At 68.3% G+C, this 23,098-nt stretch carries 30 protein-coding genes; 19 read left to right on the top strand and 11 right to left on the bottom strand.

The features are described from left to right. Nucleotides 1–55 precede the first annotated feature (55 nt). On the top strand, nucleotides 56–3,421 hold the full coding sequence (locus R2APBS1_RS00190; protein WP_015446368.1) for a GH92 family glycosyl hydrolase: 3,366 nt from the start codon (nucleotides 56–58) through the stop codon (nucleotides 3,419–3,421). Nucleotides 3,422–3,585: 164 nt separating this feature from the next. Here R2APBS1_RS00190 and R2APBS1_RS00195 read toward each other — a convergent pair whose 3' ends face one another. The 4 genes from R2APBS1_RS00195 to R2APBS1_RS00210 form a co-directional block, all read right to left on the bottom strand. Continuing rightward, entirely contained in the window at nucleotides 3,586–4,197 is a 612-nt protein-coding gene (locus R2APBS1_RS00195; protein WP_015446369.1) for a 2OG-Fe(II) oxygenase, read from the bottom strand. A 23-nt stretch (nucleotides 4,198–4,220) separates the two neighbouring features. Then, a complete protein-coding gene (locus tag R2APBS1_RS00200) occupies nucleotides 4,221–4,439 on the bottom strand; it encodes a DUF3820 family protein (protein ID WP_015446370.1) in 219 nt (72 codons plus the stop codon). A 26-nt stretch (nucleotides 4,440–4,465) separates the two neighbouring features. After that, nucleotides 4,466–5,278, bottom strand: coding sequence for a class I SAM-dependent methyltransferase (locus R2APBS1_RS00205; protein WP_015446371.1), 813 nt, complete (start codon nucleotides 5,276–5,278; stop codon nucleotides 4,466–4,468). 91 nt (nucleotides 5,279–5,369) lie between these two features. Next, entirely contained in the window at nucleotides 5,370–5,552 is a 183-nt protein-coding gene (locus R2APBS1_RS00210; RefSeq protein WP_231378327.1) for a glyoxalase, read from the bottom strand. A gap of 94 nt (nucleotides 5,553–5,646) precedes the next feature. Here R2APBS1_RS00210 and R2APBS1_RS20365 point away from each other — a divergent pair, with 94 nt between their 5' ends. Next, complete coding sequence (locus R2APBS1_RS20365) at nucleotides 5,647–6,300, top strand: hypothetical protein (protein WP_167540068.1); 654 nt, start codon at nucleotides 5,647–5,649, stop codon at nucleotides 6,298–6,300. A gap of 91 nt (nucleotides 6,301–6,391) precedes the next feature. Here R2APBS1_RS20365 and R2APBS1_RS00220 read toward each other — a convergent pair whose 3' ends face one another. Both R2APBS1_RS00220 and R2APBS1_RS00225 read right to left on the bottom strand, forming a co-directional pair. After that, the gene (locus R2APBS1_RS00220) at nucleotides 6,392–7,444 is read right to left on the bottom strand and encodes an alpha/beta hydrolase (protein ID WP_041676635.1); all 1,053 of its coding nucleotides are present in this window, start codon (nucleotides 7,442–7,444) and stop codon (nucleotides 6,392–6,394) included. Between the two features lie 125 nt (nucleotides 7,445–7,569). Further along, the gene (locus R2APBS1_RS00225) at nucleotides 7,570–9,045 is read right to left on the bottom strand and encodes an AAA family ATPase (protein WP_015446375.1); all 1,476 of its coding nucleotides are present in this window, start codon (nucleotides 9,043–9,045) and stop codon (nucleotides 7,570–7,572) included. A gap of 99 nt (nucleotides 9,046–9,144) precedes the next feature. Here R2APBS1_RS00225 and R2APBS1_RS00230 point away from each other — a divergent pair, with 99 nt between their 5' ends. The 10 genes from R2APBS1_RS00230 to R2APBS1_RS00275 all read left to right on the top strand — a co-directional run bounded on the left by R2APBS1_RS00230 (nucleotide 9,145) and on the right by R2APBS1_RS00275 (nucleotide 15,050). Then, nucleotides 9,145–10,233 carry a PQQ-dependent sugar dehydrogenase gene (locus R2APBS1_RS00230; RefSeq protein ID WP_015446376.1) on the top strand — a complete coding sequence of 363 codons (1,089 nt, stop codon included), beginning with the start codon at nucleotides 9,145–9,147 and terminating at the stop codon, nucleotides 10,231–10,233. Between the two features lie 140 nt (nucleotides 10,234–10,373). Next, nucleotides 10,374–10,667, top strand: a complete 294-nt coding sequence (locus R2APBS1_RS00235; RefSeq protein ID WP_015446377.1) for a GIY-YIG nuclease family protein — start codon at nucleotides 10,374–10,376, stop codon at nucleotides 10,665–10,667. Nucleotides 10,668–10,795: 128 nt separating this feature from the next. After that, complete coding sequence (locus R2APBS1_RS00240; protein WP_015446378.1) at nucleotides 10,796–11,419, top strand: YbhB/YbcL family Raf kinase inhibitor-like protein; 624 nt, start codon at nucleotides 10,796–10,798, stop codon at nucleotides 11,417–11,419. A 171-nt stretch (nucleotides 11,420–11,590) separates the two neighbouring features. Then, a complete protein-coding gene (locus tag R2APBS1_RS19445) occupies nucleotides 11,591–11,746 on the top strand; it encodes a DUF1328 domain-containing protein (RefSeq protein ID WP_007510123.1) in 156 nt (51 codons plus the stop codon). Between the two features lie 54 nt (nucleotides 11,747–11,800). Beyond that, on the top strand, nucleotides 11,801–12,163 hold the full coding sequence (locus tag R2APBS1_RS00250; protein WP_015446379.1) for an ElaB/YgaM/YqjD family protein: 363 nt from the start codon (nucleotides 11,801–11,803) through the stop codon (nucleotides 12,161–12,163). Between the two features lie 23 nt (nucleotides 12,164–12,186). After that, nucleotides 12,187–12,672, top strand: a complete 486-nt coding sequence (locus tag R2APBS1_RS00255; protein ID WP_015446380.1) for a hypothetical protein — start codon at nucleotides 12,187–12,189, stop codon at nucleotides 12,670–12,672. Next, nucleotides 12,669–12,992, top strand: coding sequence for a hypothetical protein (locus R2APBS1_RS00260; protein ID WP_015446381.1), 324 nt, complete (start codon nucleotides 12,669–12,671; stop codon nucleotides 12,990–12,992). Before R2APBS1_RS00255 ends, R2APBS1_RS00260 begins: the two co-directional genes overlap by 4 nt. After that, a complete protein-coding gene (locus R2APBS1_RS00265; RefSeq protein ID WP_015446382.1) occupies nucleotides 12,989–14,179 on the top strand; it encodes an AI-2E family transporter in 1,191 nt (396 codons plus the stop codon). The genes R2APBS1_RS00260 and R2APBS1_RS00265 overlap by 4 nt, the downstream gene beginning before the upstream one ends. A 191-nt stretch (nucleotides 14,180–14,370) precedes the next feature. Next, a complete protein-coding gene (locus R2APBS1_RS00270; protein ID WP_015446383.1) occupies nucleotides 14,371–14,673 on the top strand; it encodes a putative quinol monooxygenase in 303 nt (100 codons plus the stop codon). After that, nucleotides 14,670–15,050, top strand: a complete 381-nt coding sequence (locus R2APBS1_RS00275; RefSeq protein ID WP_007510151.1) for a cupin domain-containing protein — start codon at nucleotides 14,670–14,672, stop codon at nucleotides 15,048–15,050. Before R2APBS1_RS00270 ends, R2APBS1_RS00275 begins: the two co-directional genes overlap by 4 nt. Before the next feature lie 32 nt (nucleotides 15,051–15,082). Here R2APBS1_RS00275 and R2APBS1_RS00280 read toward each other — a convergent pair whose 3' ends face one another. Further along, nucleotides 15,083–16,120, bottom strand: coding sequence for a TolB-like translocation protein (locus R2APBS1_RS00280; protein WP_015446384.1), 1,038 nt, complete (start codon nucleotides 16,118–16,120; stop codon nucleotides 15,083–15,085). A gap of 56 nt (nucleotides 16,121–16,176) precedes the next feature. Continuing rightward, nucleotides 16,177–17,136, bottom strand: a complete 960-nt coding sequence (locus R2APBS1_RS00285) for a TolB family protein (RefSeq protein WP_015446385.1) — start codon at nucleotides 17,134–17,136, stop codon at nucleotides 16,177–16,179. Nucleotides 17,137–17,426: 290 nt separating this feature from the next. Here R2APBS1_RS00285 and R2APBS1_RS00290 point away from each other — a divergent pair, with 290 nt between their 5' ends. From R2APBS1_RS00290 to R2APBS1_RS19945, 6 genes are all read left to right on the top strand, one after another. After that, nucleotides 17,427–18,095, top strand: a complete 669-nt coding sequence (locus R2APBS1_RS00290) for a nucleotidyltransferase domain-containing protein (RefSeq protein WP_231381776.1) — start codon at nucleotides 17,427–17,429, stop codon at nucleotides 18,093–18,095. 118 nt (nucleotides 18,096–18,213) lie between these two features. After that, nucleotides 18,214–18,507 carry a hypothetical protein gene (locus R2APBS1_RS00295; protein ID WP_236126978.1) on the top strand — a complete coding sequence of 98 codons (294 nt, stop codon included), beginning with the start codon at nucleotides 18,214–18,216 and terminating at the stop codon, nucleotides 18,505–18,507. 17 nt (nucleotides 18,508–18,524) lie between these two features. After that, nucleotides 18,525–18,839, top strand: a complete 315-nt coding sequence (locus R2APBS1_RS00300) for a hypothetical protein (protein ID WP_015446387.1) — start codon at nucleotides 18,525–18,527, stop codon at nucleotides 18,837–18,839. Nucleotides 18,840–18,925: 86 nt separating this feature from the next. After that, a complete protein-coding gene (locus R2APBS1_RS20605; RefSeq protein ID WP_255325561.1) occupies nucleotides 18,926–19,048 on the top strand; it encodes a hypothetical protein in 123 nt (40 codons plus the stop codon). Between the two features lie 48 nt (nucleotides 19,049–19,096). Then, entirely contained in the window at nucleotides 19,097–19,381 is a 285-nt protein-coding gene (locus R2APBS1_RS00310; protein ID WP_015446388.1) for a type II toxin -antitoxin system TacA 1-like antitoxin, read from the top strand. Nucleotides 19,382–19,433: 52 nt separating this feature from the next. Beyond that, on the top strand, nucleotides 19,434–19,838 hold the full coding sequence (locus R2APBS1_RS19945) for a type II toxin-antitoxin system RelE/ParE family toxin (protein ID WP_236127029.1): 405 nt from the start codon (nucleotides 19,434–19,436) through the stop codon (nucleotides 19,836–19,838). Here the strand turns inward: R2APBS1_RS19945 and R2APBS1_RS00315 are convergent. The 3 genes from R2APBS1_RS00315 to R2APBS1_RS00325 form a co-directional block, all read right to left on the bottom strand. Continuing rightward, nucleotides 19,721–20,299, bottom strand: a complete 579-nt coding sequence (locus tag R2APBS1_RS00315; RefSeq protein ID WP_236126979.1) for a hypothetical protein — start codon at nucleotides 20,297–20,299, stop codon at nucleotides 19,721–19,723. The two genes, R2APBS1_RS19945 and R2APBS1_RS00315, sit on opposite strands and share 118 nt — an antisense overlap. Next, complete coding sequence (locus R2APBS1_RS00320) at nucleotides 20,290–20,766, bottom strand: TolB-like translocation protein (protein WP_051061120.1); 477 nt, start codon at nucleotides 20,764–20,766, stop codon at nucleotides 20,290–20,292. Before R2APBS1_RS00320 ends, R2APBS1_RS00315 begins: the two co-directional genes overlap by 10 nt. Nucleotides 20,767–20,993: 227 nt before the next feature. Then, nucleotides 20,994–21,830, bottom strand: a complete 837-nt coding sequence (locus R2APBS1_RS00325; protein ID WP_015446391.1) for a LysR family transcriptional regulator — start codon at nucleotides 21,828–21,830, stop codon at nucleotides 20,994–20,996. A gap of 94 nt (nucleotides 21,831–21,924) precedes the next feature. Here R2APBS1_RS00325 and R2APBS1_RS00330 point away from each other — a divergent pair, with 94 nt between their 5' ends. Next, complete coding sequence (locus R2APBS1_RS00330; RefSeq protein WP_015446392.1) at nucleotides 21,925–22,848, top strand: cyclase family protein; 924 nt, start codon at nucleotides 21,925–21,927, stop codon at nucleotides 22,846–22,848. Nucleotides 22,849–23,098 lie beyond the last annotated feature (250 nt).

Below are 23,098 nucleotides of genomic sequence, written 5' to 3' on the forward strand. Positions count from 1 at the left end.
CGCGCACCATCACCGTGGGCAGGCCGGGGGCGGGGGCATGATCGGATCGGGGTGGATGGGGAACTTGCACGCAGCCGGCTGGCTGCGCCGGGGTCTATGGCTGGCCTGCCTGCTGCCGTGCCTCGCGGCCGGCGCCACGGAAACGGGCTTCCTGCGCTCGTTCGAGAACAGCGAGCCGGCGCCGCCGGCACCGTTGGCGGGCGCCTCCTTCAGCGTCGACGTGGCCGGCGGCCCCGGCCAGGCGGCGGCGCTGACCGCCAAGCCCGGCGTCGGCTTCAGCGGGCAGCGTTCGCTGCACTACCGCGGCAGCGCCGGCGGGCAACAGCAGGCGGAGCTGTATGCGGTGGACCTGCCGGTACGGCCGGATACGCAGCTGTCGTACCTGATCTTCCCGCTGTCGAACGCGGGCGACCTGCGCAACCCTTCCACCTACGTCGCGGTGGACCTGCTGTTCGACGACGGCAGCCGGCTGTCCACCCGCGGCGCACGCGAGCAGCACCGCATCGGCGCCGCGGCGCGCGCACAGGGCGAGGGCCGCACGCTGTATCCGGACCAGTGGAACTACCTGTCGATCGACGTGGGCGCGGTCGCCGCCGGCCGCACGATCAAGCGCATCGTGCTGATGCACGATGGTCCGGCCGCCAGCTTCGATGGCTATCTGGACGACCTGCGCCTCGGCGCCGCGCCCGCCGATACGCGTCGGCGCCCCAGCGACTTCGTCGACACCCGCCGCGGCACCAACTCCAACGCCCGCTTCTCGCGCGGCAACAACTTTCCCGCGGTGGCCGTGCCGCACGGCTTCAACTTCTGGACGCCGGTGACCGATGCCGGCTCGGACTGGATGTACCAGTACCAGCAGCGCAACGATGTCGACAACCGCCCGCGGCTGGAAGCGTTCGCGCTGTCGCACGAACCGAGCCCGTGGATGGGCGACCGGCAGACCTTCCAGCTGATGCCGGCCGCGGTCGCCCGCGGTGCGCCGAGCGCGAATCGCGCGGCACGCGCGCTGAGCTTCAGCCACGCGAACGAGGACGCGCACGCGCACACCTACCGCGTGGCCTTTGACAACGGCATCGTCACTGAGCTCGCGCCGACCGACCACGCCGCGATGTTCCGCTTCACCTTCGCGGGCGATCGCGCGCAGCTGGTGTTCGACAACCGCGACGATCGCGGCGGCATCGCGCTGGACCCGGCGACGCGCAGCTTCAGCGGCTGGTCCGACGTGAAGAGCCGGCTTTCCGCCGGCGCCACCCGGCTGTTCTTCTATGGCGAGGTCGACCAGCCGGTGCACGAGAGCGGCCGGCTGCGCGGCGAAGGCCGCGACCACGTGGCGGCGTGGTTCGGCTTCGACACCACGCAGGCGAAAGTGGTGAACCTGCGCATCGCCAGCTCGCTGATCAGCCTGGAACAGGCGCGGCGCAACCTGGCGCTGGAGATTGCGCCGCACGAGAGCTTCGACGAGGTGCGCGAGCGCGCGCAGCGGCAGTGGGACAAGCAGCTCGGCATCGTCAAGGTGCGCGGCGCCAGCCGCGACGAGCTGACCACGCTGTACTCCAACCTGTACCGGCTGTTCCTGTACCCGAACGTCGCCTACGAGAACACCGGTACGGCGGCGCAGCCGCACTGGCGCTACGCCAGCCCGTTCTCCGCGCCGGTCGGCCCGGACACGCCCACGCAGACCGGCGCGCGCGTCGTCGACGGCAAGCCCTACGTCAACAACGGCTTCTGGGACACCTACCGCACCGCGTGGCCGGCCTACGTGCTGTTCACGCCGACGCAAGCCGGCGAGATGATCGACGGCTTCGTGCAGCAGTACCGCGACGGCGGCTGGATCGCGCGCTGGTCGTCGCCCGGTTATGCCGACCTGATGGTCGGCACCAGCGCCGACGTGGCCTTCGCCGACGCGTGGCTGAAGGGCGTGCGCAACTTCGACGTGCGCGCGTTCTACCAGTCCGCGCTGAAGGACGCCACCGTGGTCAGCCCGCTCGCCGGCACCGGCCGCAAGGGGCTGCAGCGCGCGATCTTCAACGGCTACACCGACACCGGGGTGAACGAGGGGCTGTCCTGGTCGATGGACGGCTATATCAACGACTTCGCGATCGGCAACCTCGCCGCCGCGCTGGCGCAGCAGCCGGCGAACGACGATCCGTACGCCGCGCACTACGCCGACGATGCGGCGTACTTCCGCCAGCGTGCGCTCGGCTACGCGAACCTGTTCGACCCCGCCGTCGGCTTCTTCGTCGGCCGCGACGGTGCCGGCGACTGGCACCACGGCGCCGAGGATTTCGACCCGCTGCGCTGGGGCGGCGACTACACCGAGACCGACGCCTGGAACATGGCCTTTCACGCACCGCAGGACGGCGCCGGCCTGGCCGCGCTGTATGGCGGCCGCGCCGCGCTGGCGGCGAAGCTCGATGCGTTCTTCGCCACGCCGGGCGAGTTCCACGTCGGCAGCTACGGCGAGCCGATCCACGAGATGCTCGAGGCGCGCGACGTGCGCATGGGCCAGTACGGCCACAGCAACCAGCCCTCGCACCACATCATCTACATGTACGACGTCGCGGGCCAGCCGTGGAAGACGCAGGACAAGCTGCGCGACGTGCTGAGTCGCCTCTACGTCGGCAGCGAGATCGGCCAGGGCTACCCGGGCGACGAGGACAACGGCGAGATGTCCGCGTGGTACCTGTTCAGCGCCGCCGGCTTCTATCCGCTGCGCATGGGCACGCCGGAATACGTGATCGGCGCGCCGTACTTCCCGCACCTGGACATCGCGCTGGAGAACGGCAGGCACCTGGTGATCGACGCGCCCGCGGTGAGCGACGTCAACCGCTACGTGCAGGGCCTGCGCGTCAACGGCCGGCGGTGGCACCGGCTGACCCTGCCGCACGCGCTGCTGGCGCAGGGCGCCACGCTGGAGTTCGCGATGGGGCCGCGCCCGTCGCGCTGGGCCAGCGACGAGGCCGCGCTGCCGCCGTCGCTGACCGGCGAGGGCCTGCCGCAGCCGCTGCACGATCTCGTCGAGCAGCGGCTGGGCCGGGCCCGCAGCATCCCCGCCGTCCCGGGCCTGCCGTTGCTGTTCGACAACGACTCCGCCACCGAAGTGGCATGGCCCGCCGCCACCGCCACGATCGACTGGTACTTCGGGCTGCCACGCCGGGTGAGCATGCTCACGCTGACCGCGGGCAGCACGGCCACGGCGCCGTCGGGCTGGCAGTTGCAGGGCTCCGCCGACGGGCAGCACTGGTCCACCCTCGATGCGCGCCACGACGAACGCTTCGCCTGGCCGCAGCAGACCCGCGCCTTCGCCGTGCGTGCGCCGGGCGAGTACGCCTACTACCGCCTGCGGATCGATGCGGCGACGACGGACGCGCGGCGCGCCCTGGCCGAGATCGAGCTGCTCGGCGCCACCTCCGGCCCGTAGGCAAGCCCTCGTTGAAGTCGAACTGCCCGGCGTCGCCCCCAACCCGTAGGAGCCCGCTGGCGGGCGATGCTTTGGTCTTGCGTATCCCGAATTCCGAATCCCGGCTCTCAACAGACGAACGTCTGGTCATCCCGGCTTTAACAGCATCGCCCGCCAGCGGGCTCCTACGCGATCCGGTCAGGGCTGCGCTGGCGCATCCAGCAGGCGATGCTCAGGCGCTCGCGCGTGGCCGGCAGCACCTCGTGCTCGAACCGCGCGGAGAGGAACAGCAGCAGCGTGCCGGCGTGCGGAAGGATGTCGCGATGCGTGCCGTCGCCCAGGTACAGCCGCAGCGCGCCGCCGTCGGCTTCCTGCCAGCCCTGGTTGAGGTAGAACACCGCCGACAGCACCCGCGCGTCGCTGTCGCGCAGGCGATCCAGGTGCCGCGCGTAGCGCGCCCCCGGCGGGTACACCGCGTAGTGCGCCTCGCTTTCCACCAGGCCCAGCATCAGCTCGCGGTTGAGCGCCAGGCGCAGCGCGTCGAGGCGCGCGACGAACGTCCGCTGCGGCGCACTCGCCGCCGCCGGGTCGAACCACTGCGTGCGGTCGCCGCGCAGCTCCGTGGCCGTGCGCGCCGCACCGACCCGCGCCGGCGCCAGCCGCCGCGCCGCGTACAGCGCCGTGCACTCGTCGGCCAGCGCATGGGTCTGTGCCGGCGCCAGCAGCTCGGTCAGCACGCACCAGCCGTCGCCAGCCAGGGCGTCGGCGGCGGTGCGGAAGAGGCTGGCGTTGTCCATGCGCGCAGTGTAGCCAGCGCGGCTCAGGAAGTACGTCGGCGCAGCGGCTCCAGCAGCCGGGACAGGCCGTTGTGGTCGAGCTCCAGCATCAACGCCAGCAACCGGCCCAGCTCGCCGTTCGGAAAGCCCTTGCGCGCGAACCAGGCCAGATACGCGCCGGGCAGGTCGGCGAGCAGCCGGCCCTGGTACTTGCCGTAGGGCATGCGCACCGTCACCAGCTTCGGCAGGTCTGCTGCATCCATCGTCGTCATTCCCGCCGTGCTGGCCCTCACGGCTTCACGAACTTCAACGTCATCCGATCCGACTCGCCGATCGCCTTCATCTGCGCGTGCTCGCCGTCAGGCCCGGACAGATCCGGCGGCAGGCGGTGCACGTTGATGTCTTCCGGGTCGTTCGGGTTGGCATTGATCTGCGATACGCCGGCCACGCGAAAACCGGTTTTGAGGGCCAGCGCGATCAGGTAATCCTCGGGGAGACGGTGCAATGCCCCGGCGCTTTCCACGCCATCGGCGAACGGTTTGGCGCGGTGTTCGGTGACGCCAAATACGCCGCCGAGCTTGAGCACGTTGAACGCAGCCTTGAACACGGCATCAAGCGTGGCCGGGCTGTGGTTGAGCCAGTCGTGCGTGTTGCGGAAGGTGAGCACCATGTCGGCGGAGTGGTCAGCGCCCAGCTTCACCTGCTCCGGTGGGGCGAACGGAATGACTTTTGCGATGTGTCCGTACACCGCCGGGTCGGCCTTGAGCTTGGCGGCGAACTTCGCGGCTGATGGTGGCGCCGCTTCGATCAGGTGACCGTGCGCGTGGAGGAACGGCGCGAGGATTTCGGTGTACCAGCCGCCGCCGGGTGCCAGTTCGATCACCGTCATGTTCGGCTTGATGCCGAAGAACTGCAGCGTCTCGAGCGGATGCCGATATTTGTCGCGGGCCCGGTTCGCGTCGGAGCGCCAGTGGCCGTTCACCGCCTGCTGCAGCGCCGCGGTGGTGCTGTCCGGCGCGCTGGCAGGAGCGGCGCTGGCGGCGACAGGGAGCAGCAGGGCCGCGAGCAGCGGGATGAGCAGCTTGCAGGTACGACGAAACATGGTTCGACCCTCCTGACGATGGGCGTTCAAGACTACGCCGAAACCGAGGGTCGGGGCCGTGCCGGAGCCGTCCTCCGCGGTAACCGTCGCGTTACTTTGCGAACAACTGCGCGCGATCGGCGAACACCTTGAACTCCAGCGCATTGCCGCAGGGGTCGAGCAGGAACATCGTGGCCTGCTCGCCCGGCTGGCCCTCGAAGCGGATAGGCGGCTCGATCACGAAGCGCGTGCCGGCCGCCCGCAACCGTTCGGCCGATGCATGCCACGCATCCATCTCTAGGAACCTTGCAAGCGCCCGGGCGGTCCACCCCATGCCTGCGCCGGGGGAAGGCTCGACCGTGAGAGAAGAGCCGGGGAAGTCCAGCCGTATGCGCGAGTCGAGTGGCCGGGTCGCGGTCCTGGTCGTGGTGATCGCCTGCCATCTTGGCCTGTGGATGCTGTTGCTGCGACCGGTCGTCTTCCATCGGGGCACGATGCCGGTCGTGGAAGACCATCCGCACGTACTCAAGCTGCGTTTTCTCCGGCTACCGCGGCCATTGCCGCACCAGGCATCGCCACGCCCGCCGACTGCACCGGCTGCGCGCGGCCATGCAACGCGGTCGGCAAGGTCGTCGAAATCGGTGGCGGTTCGGCAGGCTGTACGGATCGACGCGCAGCCCGATGAATCACACTCCTCCAGCGCGGGAAGCCAGGGCATGAGCGAGGACGATTCCGCCGGCGACGGAGGCTTTCAGAACCGGTTGCGCGATGCCCGGCACGCCCACTCCGTTCACGGAGTGCCCGGCTCCGATACTCCTTCTGCACCCGGCATCCATTTGGTCGATCCGATGAGCCAGGGTATCGGTGCAGTGATGCGCGCGGCACAACGCGCCTTCGGCATCAAGAATAGCCATTGCATCGATGTCGACGTGTGGCGCCATCTCACTCCGCAGGAGTTGAGTGCGCGACACGTCTCGCCGGATGACGTCGACAAGCTCGACGAGAAGTACGCCTGCAACAAGCCGCCGGGGCTACATTTCTAGTCTTCCGGCCAGAAGCGTGCCGCCGAGGCATGCAATCCGGCCTGGTTTTCCGGACCTCGAAGCGCCGTTCTTGGTGGGGCAGGCGATGGGCTCAATGCCCTTCGATGCCCGCCCTGTGCACCAGTGTCTCGAACGCCGCGGAGATCTGCGCGTCGGTGAAGTTGCAGTGCCCATCGCCGGTCGGGGCGAGCACAGTCAGCAACTTGCCGTTGCCCGCCGCACGCACCTGGTCAGGGTAGATGGGATGAAAGCGCGACGGGATGGTTTGATCGAAGGCGTTCCACTGCATCACCAGCGGCGCGTCGATACGGCCGGTCAAGGTGACGTTGCGTTGGGCATAGGCCATGGCAGCGGGCGAGCCGGCATAGCGATGCACCTGGCGGTTGAAGGCAGCATCGTCGCCGAAGCCGTGATAGATGGTCTTGCGGTTGTCCACCGGCATGCCGCCGGCGCGCTGTTCGAGTTCACGCAACACCATGTAGTCGAGCGCCAGCGATGGCAGCGTTTCCGGCGTTTCCTGCAGACGCTTTTCCAGCAGGCTGGCCTGCTTCGGGTGCGCCTGCAGCGCCTTGGCGAAGACAGCTGGAGGAATGAACGGTGGTGAGTCGGGAGCGGCCAGGTCCGGCAGGATGCCGGGAATCAGTGCATCGAAGGCCACCAGCGGTGTAACTACGGCACGCGACAGGAGGTCGGGTGTCGAAACGGTCACTCCGCACATGACCAGCGCACCGGTGTAGACGTGTTGGTAGCGCTCGATGCTTGCCGCGGTCTCCAGGCCACCCAGTGAGAAGCCGTAAATCCAAGTGTGGGCAGGGCGGGCGAAGGCACGAATGAAATGTCGGCGAAGACGTTCGTTGTCGACGACGGCATCACCCACAGCCCAGCCTTGCGATGCGTATTCGCTCTGTGCGACGGCATAGCCTTGCTTGAGAAAGATCGGAGTGGCTTCAGCTGCCCTCATCGGCGTCGTTTTCGGCGCACCCACGGGCTGATAGCCGTGCATCAGCATGACCAGGTCGCCGTTCCAGTTTGCCGGGATATCGATGCGGTAGGGAGCGCCCTGCAGCGTACCGGCGTGGGCGCCCGGCTCCAGGCCGGCGGCGAGCGCAGACAGAGAGCCGATTCCGATACAAGCGGCCAACATGAGCCAAACGTAGATCAGTCGAACCTTCCGTAGCGACCTTTGCATGATGACCCCTATGGTGGTGAGCGCAGGAAGTTAGTACGCGGAAAAGATCGGTATCGCCTCATCCTACAACTCAGTCCCGGTCAATCCGCCGCCACGCAGCGCCCCTGCGCCCACGCCCTTAGCGCCTCCACCTGCTCCCGCATCAACACCGACAGCGGCCGCGTCTGCTTCAGCGCATTGAGCAAGGTCGCCTGATCCGGCGGCGTGCCGCTGCCGGCGGCGTCGTACAGCGCGCTGACGATGGTCTGTTCGATTTCGGCGCCGGAGAAGCCGTCGCTGGCGGCGGCCAGCGCGGGCAGGTCGAAACTGGCGGGGTCGAGTTTGCGGCGGGCCAGATGCATGGCGAAGATCTCGCCGCGCACGTTTTCCTTCGGCAGGTCGACGAAGAAGATCTCGTCGAAGCGGCCCTTGCGCAGCAGTTCGGCGGGCAGCTCCTGCACTGCGTTGGCGGTGGCGACCGCGAACACCTTGGCCTTGCGTTCGGCCATCCAGGTCAGCAGGTAGCCGAGCACGCGGCGCGACACGCCGCCGTCATCGCCGCCGCCGGCCAGGCCTTTCTCGATCTCGTCGATCCACAGCACGCACGGCGCCAGCAGCTCGGTGCTGGCCAGCGCCTCGCGCAGGTTCTTTTCGGTCTCGCCCTGGTACTTGTCGTACAGCGTGCCGAAGTCCAGCCGCACCAGCGGCACGCCGAAGCCGCCGGCGATCGCCTTCGCCGCCAGGCTCTTGCCGCAGCCCTGCACGCCGAGCAGCAGCACGCCCTTCGGCGGGTCGAGCGCGGGGTCGGGCGTGGCGGCGAGGAACACCGCGCGGCGCCGCTGCACCCATTCGCGCACGCGGCTGACCCCGGCGATGTCGGCGAAGCTGGCGGTGGCGTATTCGTAGTGCAGCAGGCCGGAGCGGTTGAGCAGGTCGAACTTCGACTGCATCAGCTCGGGCAGGTCCTGCGGGCCGAGCGCGCCGTCGTTGTAGATCAGCTTGCGCACGATGCGCCGCGCATCCGGCGCGGACAGGCCGAGCAGGTTGCGCACGATGGTGCGCGCGGCGTCGTTGTCGACCGTGACGTTGCGGCCCTGCTCGCGCTGCCAGGCCACCGCCTCGCCGCGCAGGATGCCGGCCAGTTCCTTGAGATCGGGCAGCGACAGCGGCACGCGCAGGGCCAGCGCTTCGAGTTCCTCCGGCAGCTCGACCCGGGCGCCGACCAGCACGATGGTGTGCGCCGCCGAACGCTGGCGCTGCACGATCTCGCGCAGCTGGCGCAGGCTCATCGCGTAGCGCAGCAGGCTGTGGAAGTCGAACATCAGGTAGATGCCGCGCTGGTCCTGCGCGCGGATCGCGTCCAGCGTGGCGGTCGCGTCCGGCGCCACCTCGGCGTCGGTTTGCGCGAAGTCGAGCCGGCCCAGGCCGTCGGTGAGCGTCCAGCGCCACAGCGGGTGCAGCGCCTGCGCAATCACGTGGCGGAAGCACTCGATCACGCGCTGCTCGTCCACCGTCTCGATCACCAGCAGCGGCGTGGCCGCGCGGACCAGGGTGGTGAGATCGTCCAGTTCGCTCATGCAGTCCCCTCGAAAGGCTGCAGTTTAGCGGGCGGTGTGGCTTCTGGCTTCACGCGGGCCGGTATACGCTGCGGTTTCCCCGGAACGCGGAGAACTGCCATGCGCCTGCTGCTGCCGTTGCTGCTGGTCCTGTCGTCGCTGCCGGCGCTGGCCGCGCCGCCGCTGCAACGGCTGAGCCTGCCGAAGGGTTTCCACGTCGCGCTGTATGCCGACCAGGTGCCGGACGCGCGCGAGCTCGCGCTGGGCGCGAAGGGCACGGTGTTCGTTGGGTCCAACGACGCCGGCAAGGTCTATGCGCTCACCGACGCCAACGGCGATGGCGTGGCGGAACGGGTGCGGGTGATCGCCAGCGGGCTCGAGCTGCCGGTGGGCGTGGCGTTCAAGGGCGGCGACCTGTACGTGTCCGCGGTGAGCCGCATCGTCGTGCTGCGCGACATCGAGAACCACCTGGATGATCCGCCGAAACCGGCGGTGGTCACCGACAAGCTGCCGACCGAGGCCCACCACGGCTGGAAGTTCATCGCGTTCGGCCCGGACGGCAAGCTGTACGTGCCGATCGGCGCGCCGTGCAACATCTGCGACCCGGCTCCGGCGCACGGCAAGCTGATCCGCATGAACGTCGACGGCAGCGACTGGCAGGACGTGGCCCGCGGCATCCGCAACACGGTCGGCTTCGACTGGCAGCCGGGCACGCAGCGCCTGTGGTTCACCGACAACGGCCGCGACCTGCTGGGCGACGACCTGCCCAGCGACGAATTGAACGAGATCACCGGCCCCGGCCAGCACTTCGGCTACCCGTACTGCCATCAGGGCGACACGCTCGACCCCGAGTTCGGCCGGGGCAAACGCTGCAAGGACTATGTGCCGCCGGTGCTGAAGCTGGGCGCGCACGTGGCCGCGCTGGGCATGCGCTTCTACGAAGGCAAACAGTTTCCGGCCAGCTACCGGGGCGCGATCCTGGTCGCCGAACACGGCTCGTGGAACCGCACGAAGAAATCCGGCTACCGGGTGATGACGGTGCGCCTGCACGGCAGCAAGGTGCTCTCGTACGAGCCGCTGATCACCGGCTTCGAGCAGAACGAAAGCGCCTGGGGCCGCCCCGCCGACGTGCAGCCGCTGCCCGACGGCAGCGTGCTGGTCAGCGACGACCTGGCCGGGGCGGTGTATCGGGTGACGTACAAGCCATGAGCCCCATGGCATTCCTGCGCGAAGTGCGATTCCTGCCTGCGCAGGAATGACGATGGTGTGGGTGATGAGCGGGCGTGGACCTTTTTTCCCTTTGTCATTCCTGCGAACGCAGGAATCGCACTTCAATGCGAGGTATAGCCATGGACAGGCGACAACCCTGCGTCTACATGCTGGCGAGCAAGAAGAACGGCGTTCTCTACATCGGCGTAACCAGCGACCTGGCCAAGCGCATCTGGCAACACAGGAACGACGTGGTGGAGGGTTATACCCATCGTTACAGCGTGCATACGCTGGTGTGGTACGAACTTCATCTCACCATGGAATCGGCGATCCTGCGCGAGAAAACGCTCAAGGCCTGGAAGCGCGACTGGAAGATGCGGTTGATCAACGAAGGCAATGCCGAGTGGCGGGACTTGTATCCGACTATCCTGTAACTGTCGAAGTGCGATGTCTGCCTGCGCAGGCATGACGGGCGTGGAGGACGCCATATTTCTCCGCCGTCATGCCTGCGCAGGCAGGCATCGCATTCGGCGGGCAACCTGCTATCCAACGGAGAAACCCCATGCACCTGCGCAGCGACAGTTTCGACAACGGCCAACCGATTCCCGCCGAGTTCGCCTTCGGCCAGCGCGGCGACCCGGTCGCGCTGTCGGACAACCGCAGCCCGCACCTGGCCTGGCAGAACGCGCCGTCCGCCACCCGCTCGTTCGTGCTCACCTGCATCGACCCCGACGTGCCCAGTCGCGGCGACGACGTGAACCAGCCCGGTCGCACGGTGCCCGCCGACTTGCCGCGGGTGGAGTTCGTGCACTGGCTGATGGCGAACATCCCTGCCGAGTGCGGCGAACTGGCCGCGGGCGCGTGCAGCGACGGCATCACCGCGCGCGGCAAGCGCGCGCCGTTCGGGCCGCCGGGCAGCGTGCAGGGCGTCAACGACTACACCGGCTGGTTCGCCGGCGACGCCGAGATGGGCGGCGAGTACCGCGGCTACGACGGCCCGTGCCCACCGTGGAACGACGCACGGCTGCACCATTACCACTTCAAGCTGCACGCGCTCGACGTGGCCGCGCTGCCGCTGGCCGGCGGCTTCTCGCTGGCCGAGCTGCGCGCGGCGATGGCCGGCCACGTGCTGGCCGAGGCGGAGCTGGTCGGCAGCTACAGCCTGAACCCGGCGGTTGCCGGCTGAGAAATCGCGTCTGGCACGCCATGGTCGGCCGGCCCGGACCGCACGTGTCGCAAACGTCGGCATCGCGTGCACGGCGCTGCCGGCGCCCTTCACACCCGCATGGCGCCGGCTGTGGGTGAATGGTCACGCGCGGTTTCCCCGCCGCCATTCCCTGCAGATGAGGATGCCTTCATGCTTCACTACGCCCTGGTTTTCCTGGTCATCGCGATCATCGCCGCCGTGCTCGGCTTCGGCGGCATTGCGGGTGCCGCCACCGGGATCGCGAAGATCCTGTTCATCATCTTCCTGATCCTGGCGATCATCGCGTTCTTCCGCCGCGCCAGTTGACGGCCGGTCGTCGCATCGCGTCTGTGCCACCATGAGTCTTCTCCGGAGCATGCAATGAACAAGCAAGTCCAGACCCCCGAACAAGCCGTCGGCGATCGCATCGACGAACGCGCCGAACGGATCAAGCAGGCCACCTCCGAGGCAGTCGCCGCCACCAAGGAAAAGGTGGATCGCGCCGCGGACCATGTCGAGGAAGGCCTGCACCACGCCACCGACAAGGCTGCCGGCGCGGCCCACAAGGCCAGCGACAAGGCCGCACGGGTCGGCGAGCGTGGCCGCGAGGTCTACGACGAAACGATGGACCGCGCCGACGCGTGGCTGGAGCAGGTACGCGACTACGTGCGCGAGAAGCCGATGCAGTCAGTCGCCATCGCGCTCGGCGCCGGCTGGCTGATCGGCCGCATCCTGCGACGTTGAACGGCGCGGCACAGGGGCCGGGAATGCACGACGAGGGTGAGTCACCCCGCGCAGCGGCGGCGCCGGATCCGGCGCCGCCGTCGTCTGGCTTGCTGGCCGAGGTCGGCCAGCTCGCGCGCGCGGTCAAGCGGCTGTTCGGCGCGCAGATGCAGCTGCTGGCGGCGGAGCTGGGCTTGGCGCGCAGCGCGATCTCGTGGCTGCTGCTGGCGGCACTGGCCACCACCGTGGCCGGGGTCGCCCTCGGCCTGACCCTGCTCGGCTTGGTCGGCGTGCTGCTGGCGGCGTGGTTCGGCTCGTGGATCTGGGCCTTGCTGGTGCTGGCGTTGCTGCAGGTGCTGTTCCTGCTTGGCTCGATCGCGCTGTTCCGCCGCTGCATGCACTGGATGAGCCTGCCCGCCACACGCAGTGAATGGAGTGCGATGATGCGCGAGACCCTGCACAAGGCCGAAGCCGGCGACACGGCCGCGCAGGACAACGGACAGGACAGTCAGCGGGAGGAGCGGCGATGAGCGTGTTCGATCGCCTGGCGAAGGTGCAGGCCGCCCAGTTGCGCATGCGCGCGGCGCGACACGCGTTGACCACGCCGGCGGCCGCACTGCTGGTGCGCGGCCGCGCGCATCCGCTGACGACGGTGGGCGCGGCCGCCGGTGCCGGCTTCGTATTGGGCAGCCTCGACGTGCATCCGCTGCGGGTGCCGGGGCTGGGTCCGCTGCTCGGTGGCGGCCTGGCCGAGGTGGTGGCCCACGGCGTGCGCTTGGTCGCGGAGCTGGGCGCGATGGCGCCGGGTGCCGCCGCTGCGGCGGATGCCGAGGGCGGCGAGCCGGCATGAGCGAACCCGAACAGGTCTTTCCGCCCGCACCGGACGGAGACGTGACCGGGGCCGGCGCCATCGCCATCCCGGCGGAGCCGGCGACGGCAGAAGAGACGGCGGTTCGCCACGGGCTGCGCCACTTGAACGCCGCGCGCGGCATGCGCCAGCACCTGCGTGCGGTGCGCATGGTGCTGAACGCACTGCTGTTGCTGGCGCTGCTGTACACCATCACCCTGACCAAGGCCTTGCTGATTCCGCTGGTGCTGGCCGCGTTCATCGGCCTGGCGCTGAACCCGATCGTCGCCTTCGGCACGCGCATCCGCCTGCCACGCTGGCTCACCGCCAGCGTGCTGATGCTCGGCCTGATCGTCGGCATCGGCAGCGGCGTGGGCCTGCTGGCGCAGCCGGCGATCGGTTGGTTCCATGGCGCGCCCACGGCGATCAAGAGCTTCGTGCCGAAGCTGCGCAGCTTCACCAAGCCGCTGGAGGCGGCCAACCGCGCCACGCAGACCCTGGTCAGCAGCGGCACCAGCACCCGTGCGGCCGTGCCGCAGTCCGCGCCGGTCTCGATCAGCGCCTGGGACGTGGTGTCGACCGCGCCGAAGGTGCTGGCGGCCGTGCTCAGCGTGATGTTGCTGGTGTTCTTCTTCCTGATCTACGGCGACTCGATGCTGCGCCGGCTGGTGCAGATCACCCCCGGCTTCGCCTACAAGCGACATGCGGTGACCATCGTGCGCGGGATCCAGACCGAGGTGTCGCGCTACCTGCTCACCGCGCTGCTGATCAACGCCGGCCTCGGCGCGATCACTGCCGGCATGCTGTGGCTGTACAAGGTGCCCGACCCGCTGCTGTGGGGCGCGGTGGCGATGTTCGCCAACTTCATTCCCTACGTCGGCGCGATCGTCACCACCACCGTGCTGGCGGTGGTGTGCATGCTGTACGCGAACGACGCCAGCCTCGAAGTGTTCCTGCCGGTGCTGACCTTCGCCGGCATCACCGCAGTGGAGGGCAACCTGATCACGCCGATGATCCAGGGCGCCAGCATGCGGCTATCGCCCATCGCGATCCTGCTGTGGCTGCTGGTGTGGGGCTGGCTGTGGGGCATCCCCGGCGCCCTGCTGGCGGTGCCGATGCTGACCTGCACCAAGCTGATCACCGAACGCGTGCGCGGCTGGGAATGGTTCGCGCACATCGTGCAGCGCTAGATACGCTCGTCGCAGGGTGGACACGACCCGCCGTTCCCCATGCTCCAGCCCGCCACTTGGTCGCCGCCCTGATCATGGGGCCTGCGTCAAGCATCCTGGGTCGGCATGTCACGATTGCATTTCCTGATGCGTCCTGGTGATTGGCGGGCGGACACAACGACCGCGAAACCAGCGAACTTGAGGAGAATGCGATGAACAAAAGTGCGAGTCTCGTGATGCTCAAGGCCAAGCCCGGCCAGCGCGACGAGGTCAGGCGCGTCTGGGAGAAATATGCCCGCGACTACATCGCCGGCAGCGCGCTCAGCTTCTACTATTGCTACGACGACAACGATCCCGACCGGATCATCGTGTTCGGACTCGGCGATCAGGCCAGCCTTCGGGGGTTCGCGCAGCAGCCCTGGTTCCCCGACTATCAGCGCGACACGCACGCGCTGCTTGCCGAGCCGGGCGAGGTCCGCAGCACGACGCCGCAGTATGTGAAAGACAACGCATGATCGGGTACGCGATGACAGACAGTGCGATCAACCTGTGCGACAAGCTCACCCGGTTCTCGGAACACTGGTCGCCCCGCGTCATTGCCGAGATGAATGACTACCAGTTCAAGCTCGCCAAGCTCCAGGGCGAGTTTGTCTGGCATGCGCACGCGGACACCGACGAAGTCTTCATCGTTCTCCAGGGCGCCATGACGCTCCAGTTCAGGGACAAGGCCATCCCGCTCGCTGCCGGGGAAATGTACGTCGTTCCCAAAGGCGTGGAGCATCGCCCCGTGGCCGAGCAGGAATGCTGCGTGATGCTGGTCGAGCCACGCGGCGTGGTCAACACCGGCGATGCAGGCGGTGCCTATACCGCGCAGAACGACGTGTGGGTGTAGCGCACCCCGCGGTTCATTTCAGCAGCGGGCATTCATGCAGGCTTCTTCGCGGAAGCGGGATCGGCCGGGGCGGCGTTCGCCGGCGGCGCAATGCCGTGCGCACGCAGCAGGGCCGAGATGTCGAAGCGCCAGAGATTGCGCGAGCCGTTCAGCGGCGACTGCAGGCGCCGTTGCAGCGAGGCCGCATCGTCGCGGGGTTTGGGGAAATGCACGTCGTCGCGGCGCGCGCTCGCTACGTAGAGCTCGCCGAACGCCGGCCCCAGCGACGGTGCGTTTTCCAGCGTGCGGCTGTTGACCTCGCCGCCCAGGCGTGCGGGGTTGCCCCAGCCGCCGTCCGGCCGGCGGAACACGATGTAGATGTCGGCGCTGCCCAGCGCGTCGCCCTCGTTGCCGGCGTAGAGCAGGAAGCGTCCTTGCGGGTCGACCGCGGGATCCATGCGGTTGTTCGCCAAGTCGCCCAGCGGCAGCCGTTCGGGTGCCGCGTAGCCGTTGCCGCGGCGGTGCGCCAGGTAGATCTGGTATGCCTTGCCGGAATCTTCGCGGTGCGCCGAGAAATAGAGGTCGCCGTTCGCCGCCAGCGACGGGTTGTAGATCATCGCGCCGTCGTTGAGCGCGCCGTCGACGTGGATCGGCGCACTCCATCCGCCGTTCGGTTGCCGCGCGACGTACCAGAGGTTCGTGCCGGGAAAACGCCGCCCGTTCATCTCGGCCATCACCGGCGCGGCGCCCGGGCGCGGCGGCCGGTTGGAGACGAAGTACAGGCGCCCGCCGTCGGGCGACAGCGTCGGTTCGGAGTCGTGCCACCGGCCGGAGAACGCGGCCACCTGCGGCGTCGACCAGCGGCCCGCGGCGCGATGCGCGACCATGATGGTGTCGTCGGCTTCGGCGAAATCCGAGCGCATGAAGTACAGCGTCCGGCCGTCCGGCGTCAGCGCGGCCGAGGTTTCCTGCAAGCCGGTGGAGATCACGCCGGAGCCGAGCAGTTCGCCGACGCTGGCCGCGCGCGCGGCGGGCAGCGCGGTGAGCATGGCCGCGATACAGGCGGCGTGGACGAGCTTGCGTGGGGACATGCGGATCTCCTGGCGGATGCGGCTGGATCGCGCCGGCGATGGCGGACGGAGCGAGCTCACGGCGCGTGCTGTGCCGCCAGCCACGGCGCCAGCGACAGCCGCCAGATGTGGTTGTTGCCGTTGTCCCAGGCGCGCATGCGCGCCAGGTCCGCGCGCGCCTGCGCGGGCGCGCGCGGGTAGGCCACCTTCGCCGTGTAGTTGCTGGTGAAGTACAAGGTGCGGGCGTCCGGACCCAGGTGCGAACCCCACGGCTCGTAGCGGTTCACCGCATCGCCGAGGTCGACCGGCTTGCTCCAGGCATCGCCTGCGCGGAAGGCGATGTACAGCCGGTCGGGCTTGTCCTTGCCGGCGTAGTTGGCGTCGAACACGATGAACGACTGGTCCGGCGCGACCGCCGGATCGAGTTCGTGCGCCGCCGGATCGCCCGGCGCGAGCCGCTGCGGCGGCTGGTAGCGGCCCTCGCGCCAGGCGGTGCGGTAGAGGTGGAACTCGTGCGTGGCCTCGTCGCGCCGCTGGTAGTACACGTCGCCGTTGGCCGCCACGCTGGGCGCGTAGATGTTTGGCGCGTCGTTCACCACGTCGGGCAATCGCTGCGGCTGGCCCCAGCCGTCGCCGCGGCGGTCGACCCGCCACAGGTGGCCGCCATGCAGCGCCGGCCCGCCGGCCACGTCGGCGCGATTGGAGGTGTACACCAGGAACGAGCCGTCCGGCGCCATCGCCGGATCGTGGTCCTGCCACTGCCCGGAGAACGATGCGATTTGCGGCGTCGACCAGCCGTTGCCGACGCGATGCGCTTCCATGATGAAACCGTTCCAGCCCGCCTGTTGGTCGAAGTAGACGGTGGCGCCATCGGGCGCGAAGGTCAGGCAATCCACCCCGGACGGGCCGGAGATCGCGCCAGGCGCGAAGATTTCCGGTGTGGCGGGTGTCGTGTCGGCGGCGTGGGCGCCGGCGAGGCCGAACAGGGCCAGCGCGAGGAGGCTGCAGGCGAGCAGGGGGAGCGGGTGGCGGGCCATGCATGTGCCTCGACAGGACGATGGTGCGGTCGAGTCTGCTTGGCGGTGTTGGCGCGTCGCTGCCGCTTTGTGACGAGCGGAGACTCGCTGTGACCAGCGGTTGTCAACGTAGGGCAACCGGTTCGACCTCGTCGCGGACTCGCGGCGCCCCTGACGCGTGCGCTGCCCTTGTAGGAGCGCGCTTGCGCGCGATGCTCTTGTCTGACCGGGTATCCGGCTTCCTGCGTTGCCTCACCTCGCCGTGGCCCGCACCCGGGTGCGCGCCCATTGGTGCCAAGCGATCCTTGCACATGCCCATTTCGGGCAATAACATGCCCAATATGGGCAACAAGACGAACAGCAGAATCAGCGAAGCAGCGGCGCTCTACGCCAGCACCAGCTTGTCCGATGCCTTGTTCACCGCCACCCAGCAGCGCGTCCTCGCCTGCCTGTTTGGCCAGCCTGATCGCAGCTTCACCATCAGCGAACTGATCCAGACTACCGGTGCCGGCAGCGGCGCGGTGCAGCGCGAGGTCGCCCGGCTGGCCGGTAGCGGCCTGCTCGCGGTGGAACCCGTCGGCAATCAGAAGCGCTATCGCGCCGACCCAGCCTCGCCCATCCATGCCGAGCTGGTATCCATCGTGCGCAAGACCTTTGGCCTTGTTGCTCCCTTGCGCGAAACGTTGGCGCCGCTGGCTCCGCATATTCCGGCCGCGTTCGTGTACGGCTCGGTGGCCAAGGGTACCGACACCGCTGCCAGCGACATCGACCTGATGCTGGTGTCGGATGCGCTGACCTATGCGGACGTCATGGCCGTCCTGCATCCGCTGATCGAACGCCTGGGGCGGGAGATCCATCCCACGCTCTACACCCGCGCCGAACTGCGCAAGCGCATCGCCGCGGGCAACAGCTTCGTGACCCGCGTGCTGGCACAGCCGCGGCTCTGGGTCATCGGTGGTGAGCATGACCTCGCCGCTTGAGAACCTCGCCGGCACCGGCAAGCCGCTGGTGGAGGAGCCGATGGATTCGGCGGAACTCGAAGGTCTGCTTCGCTCCGGCAGAGCGTGACTGGTCGACGCACGCAACGCATCACTCGCATTGGAAAGCCGCTTCGACCTGGCCTACAACGCTGCGCATGCATTGTGTCTGGCTGCGTTGCGCCGCGAGGGCTACCGCGCCCGCCATCGTTACATCGTCTTCCAGGTACTGCCGCATACGCTCGGACTGGGGCCGGACATATGGCGCGTGCTGGACAAGTGCCATCACATGCGCAACGTCGCCGAGTACGAAGGGGTCCTTGATGTGGAGGAACGGATCGTGGCTGACCTGGTCGCGGCGTGTGAGAAGGTTGCGGATACACTTGCCGCGCTCCTGCAAAGGGATCATTCGTAGGTGATGGGTACCGCACCATGACCGACAAACTCTACGGCGTCATCTGCGACAACACCGGCTTCCTCGTATTCCTTGACCACGCTCCTGACTCGGAAGCAGCCTGTCGCTTGGCGACGAGAGAAGGTACGCGCTGGGGCGCATTGGGGTCTTTCAAGCGTTCGCTCATGGGAGCACCGAAAGGTGATGGCCGCTCCTGGCTGGAGCTGAGCGTTTACGACGTGACGGGCGTGCTTGAGTCTGACCTCGATCCGATTCCGGATGACGAGTCGTTGATGTGCGCCATGGACGAAGAAAACTTCGCAGCGCGCTTCATCGCGGAGCAATTGAGCTGATGCGCCGCAGTCGCGGTCTTCAAGGCGAGGTGATGACATGCCACTGACGAGAGACTTCAAGCAGACCCTGGTGGAGCGCGCGCAACGTGAGCCGGCGTTTGCGCGCGCTGCTGGATGTGGCCGCCTCACTGTTCCTCAACGGTGACCCGGCAACGGCGCGCGTGGTCCTGCGCGACCTGGTCAACGCCCCCGCTCGTCCGCCCATGTGACACAAAAGTGCTACATTCGCGCAAGATACAGCCGCCCCGGAGCGTTTCATGAGCACCACCACCATCCGCCTGCCCGACGAACTCAAGGCCCGCGTTGCCGAGGCGGCGAAACAGGCGGGCACGACACCGCACAATTTCATTCTGGAGGCGATCGCGGAGAAGGCCGACCTGGCCGCGCAGCATGCCGCGTTCCACGCGTTGGCGGATCAGCGCTACGCCGAGTTCCTGGAATCCGGCAAGAGCATCCCGTGGGACGAAGCGCGCGCTTACCTCAAAGGGCGCATCGCGGGAAAGGCGGTGAAGCGACCGGTGGCCCGCAAGCTGGACCGATGACGTGACGCGTGTGAGGCTGGCGCCCGGGGTGATCGAGGATCTGGACCGCATCGTGGAGCACTTGCATCACCACGAGAGCGCGGCAGCCGAGACAAGGGCGGGGGGAATCATCAGTGCGTTCGACGTGCTTGCGGACAACCCGCTGATCGGCCGCCCGGCTGGCGACGACAAGCGCGAATTGCTGATCGGCCACGGCGCGGCGGGATACGTGGCGTTGTACTGCTACCTGCCGGTGATCGATACCGCCCTGATCCTGGCGGTGCGGGGACAGCGCGAAGGGGATACGCAAGACCGTGAACGGAACCGAAGCCGACAGGGTTGCAGCAGGTGCCGTTCGGCTCAGCTCCGTGGACGAGGCTTCTTGGGCGGCGGTCCCAGCTCCACAAAGGCCACGCCCACGATGGCAGCTTCCGTGATGATGGCTTCCAGTGCCGCCTTGCCCGCTTCGTTGACATAGAGCACCGCCGCGGCTGTCAGCGGGTCTTTAAACACGGCCGCACCGACCGGCACCCAGTCCTCGAAGAATTCCTCCCTCACGATCGAACCGCTCGGACGCTTGGCCGAGCGAGCCTCGTCGATGCAGGGAATGACGCTGGTCACGTTGTAGAACCAGCGCGACTCGCCTGCGCAGTCCATCTCGAGGAACTGCCCGAAGCGCGACAGGAAGGGCTCGAGCGCAACCTTCGCCTTGTCGTTCATGACCAGGGCGCCCGGAGTCAGTGCACTGACGTCTGCCAGCGGTTTGGGCTTCTTCTTTCCCGGTTCGACGAAGACTTCGACCCTGGGCTTTCTTGACCAGGAGAGGCTGGCGCCGGAGGTGTCGAACATGCCCGACGCGACGTCCTTGTCGCTGCCAAAGACCAAAGGCGCATAGTCATTGACGGAGCCACTTTCGAGTTTCCATACTTTCACTTCCACCACCTCTGCCGGGAGGCTCGGCATCGTTCGCGTACAACAACACGACGATGTCCTTGCGCATATCGTTTGCCGCCGCGGCGCGGCTGCGGCTTGCCGTCGTAGTAGCCGTCGAGCGCTGCGCCGCCGGCGGCCACCGGCCGGTTCGAGGCGAACACCAGGTAGGAGCCGTCCGGCGCCATCGCCGGGTCGAGGTCGCGCCAGCGCCCGGGGAACGGCGCGACGCGCGGCGTCGACCAGCGGCCATCGACGCGATGCGACTCCATCAGCGTGAAGCTGTCGGTGCCGCGCATGAAGTACACCGCGGCGCCATCCGGGCTGAACGCGGCGGCGCCGTCGTCGTTGGGACCGGCGATGACGCCGGGAGCGAAGATCGCCGGTGCTGACGAGGTGGCAGGCGATGCTGCATGGGCGCCGCCACCGATCAGGGTCGCGGCGGTCAGGAGCACGAACGGGGACGGCAAGCGCATGTCTGGCTCTCCTTCGCCGCGCGCCCGATAAAGCGGATGGCCGGCCGCGACGGCATGGATGTGGATGCCGCGCAGGCTGGCACGCGCGGCTCGGACCGTCGCCGATCTTGTGACGATCGGTGCTTCGAGCGTGACAAGCAGCGCGCGAACCCGCGCGGCCGGCCGGCAGGCGCTGCGGATGGATGCTGGTCCGCGCCGCGACCCCGTCGCGACCGCGCCAGGTCGAGCTAACCGGCTCGGCGCGCCCTTAGCCGCTTCGCGACGAGCGTGCCCAGCGCCTCGGCGACCGGTACCGCGGCCTTCCCGGCGAAGATCCGCACATCGATGGACGGCAGCGCCGGCAGCCCGCGCGCCCTGGGCAGATCCGGCGCGGCCAGATGGGAAGCCAGAACGCCAACCGCCAAACCGGCGCGCGCGGCAGCTTCCACCGACGCCACGCTGGAGGTGCTGGTGGTGATCTCCCAGGGCAGCCCGGCGCGATCCAGCGCGGCGAGCGCCTGCCCGCGCATGAGACAGCCTTCGGGGTAGAGCACGAGGGGAACAGCACCTTTGCCCGGCCAGTGACCCATCCACCGCAACGGCAGCCTGGCCAAGGTGGTGCCGGCGGCGTGGCCCGGCAGCCCGAGGCCGATCACCAGATCGCATCGCGTGTCGAGCTGCGCCACCAGGTCCCGCGTGGTGCCGGTCGTTATCTCGAACAGCAGGTCGGTCCGCCGCGCGCGGAGATCGGCGAGCGCCGGTATCAAGGCGTACGCGGCGATCTCGTCGGTCACGCCGAGCCGTACCACGCTGCGCGTGGTGCCGTCGCGCACCGCCAGGACCGCCTCCTCGCTCAGGTGGAGCAGCCGGCTGGCGTAGCCGAGCAGGCGTTCGCCGGCAGGACTCAGGCGCACCTCGCGACTGTTGCGCGCAAACAGTGTTTCGCCCAGTTGCGCCTCCAGCCGCTGGACCTGCTGGCTGATCGCCGCCTGGCTGCGCGAAATGCGAGAAGCCGCCGCGCTGAAGGAGCCGCGCTCGGCAACGGCAACGAACGTGCGCAGCAGGTCAAGGTCGAGCGATGTCATGAATTTCTTATAGATGAGATAAGAACTATTGGATTGTCTTGATGATGCTGTCCGACTAGTGTCGCGTCAACCACGCACCCGGAGAACCAGCATCGTGACCAGCGGCAACCAGACCACCGACAAGCGGGTTTGCTTTGACTTCGAAGTCGATTTCTCGAACGGCGGTGGCATGCAGGGGCAGGGATTCCGCCTGGATCTCGACGGCGACGACATCGCCGATCAGGCGCTCGCCGAGTACATCATCAAGGACCTGCGCCTGTTGATGGTGGGAGCGGTCCGCATCCTGAACAAGCAGATCATCAACGAGCGGCACAAGCGGCGCGCCAGTGCCGTGGCGATCGCGCAAGGCGCGGCGCGGGGTGACCTGTTCGACCTGAGCCATCCGGTCCGGGACGGCGAAGTCGTGTTTCCGGGGCTGCCGGCGCCAAGGATCACCGAATACATGAGCCACGAGGCAAGCCATGGCCGCTATGCGCCCGGGGTGACCTTCCAGATCGGCCGGGTGGACATGGTCGCCAACACCGGCACCAGCATCGACGCGCCGTCCCATCGCTACCCGGGAGGAATCGACGTGGCGGGGCTTGCCCTGGCATCGGTGGCCGACCTCGACGCCGTCGTGATTCGGTTGGCGGGGATGCAGGGGCGCGCGATTGCGCGCGAGGCGATCGCCGCCACGGAAGTGCGCGGACGGGCGGTGCTTCTGGATACCGGCCAGGCGCTGCGCTGGGGGACGCCGGCCTACACCGAGGCGTCACCCTATCTGTCGCGCGACGGGGCGGAGTATCTGCGCGACAACGGCGCGCTGCTGGTCGGGATCGACGCCATCAACATCGACGACACCCAGGATGCCCAGCGGCCGGCACACTCGATCCTGCTCGCGGCAGGCATCCCGATCGTGGAAAACCTTGCACCGATGAACTCGTTGCCCTCCCGGAACCTCCGCTTCTCCGCCGCTCCGATGCGGATCGCCGGGATCGGCGCGTTCCCGGTGCGCGCGTGGGCCAGGGTACTGCCGTGATTCAGCCGCCCAGCCGGCGTACGCAGCAGGTCGCGGCATCGAGCAGCCGCGGCGTTGCTGGCGGAAACCCCGGTGCTTCGTCGCCGTGATCGTGGACGCCGCTGGACAGCGCTTGCCTGCCGCTTGTCCTCCTCCCGCCGGCGCTGGTCACGGAAGCGTTGCCGGTCGCCGCCCTGCCGTACAGGCTGGGTCGGCGGTCATCCGGCCGCGCATGAGGGCAGTGCGATGTGCAAGCCATATCTGTTTCGGA

This window comes from Rhodanobacter denitrificans (assembly GCF_000230695.2).
GTDB classification, from domain to species: domain Bacteria; phylum Pseudomonadota; class Gammaproteobacteria; order Xanthomonadales; family Rhodanobacteraceae; genus Rhodanobacter; species Rhodanobacter denitrificans.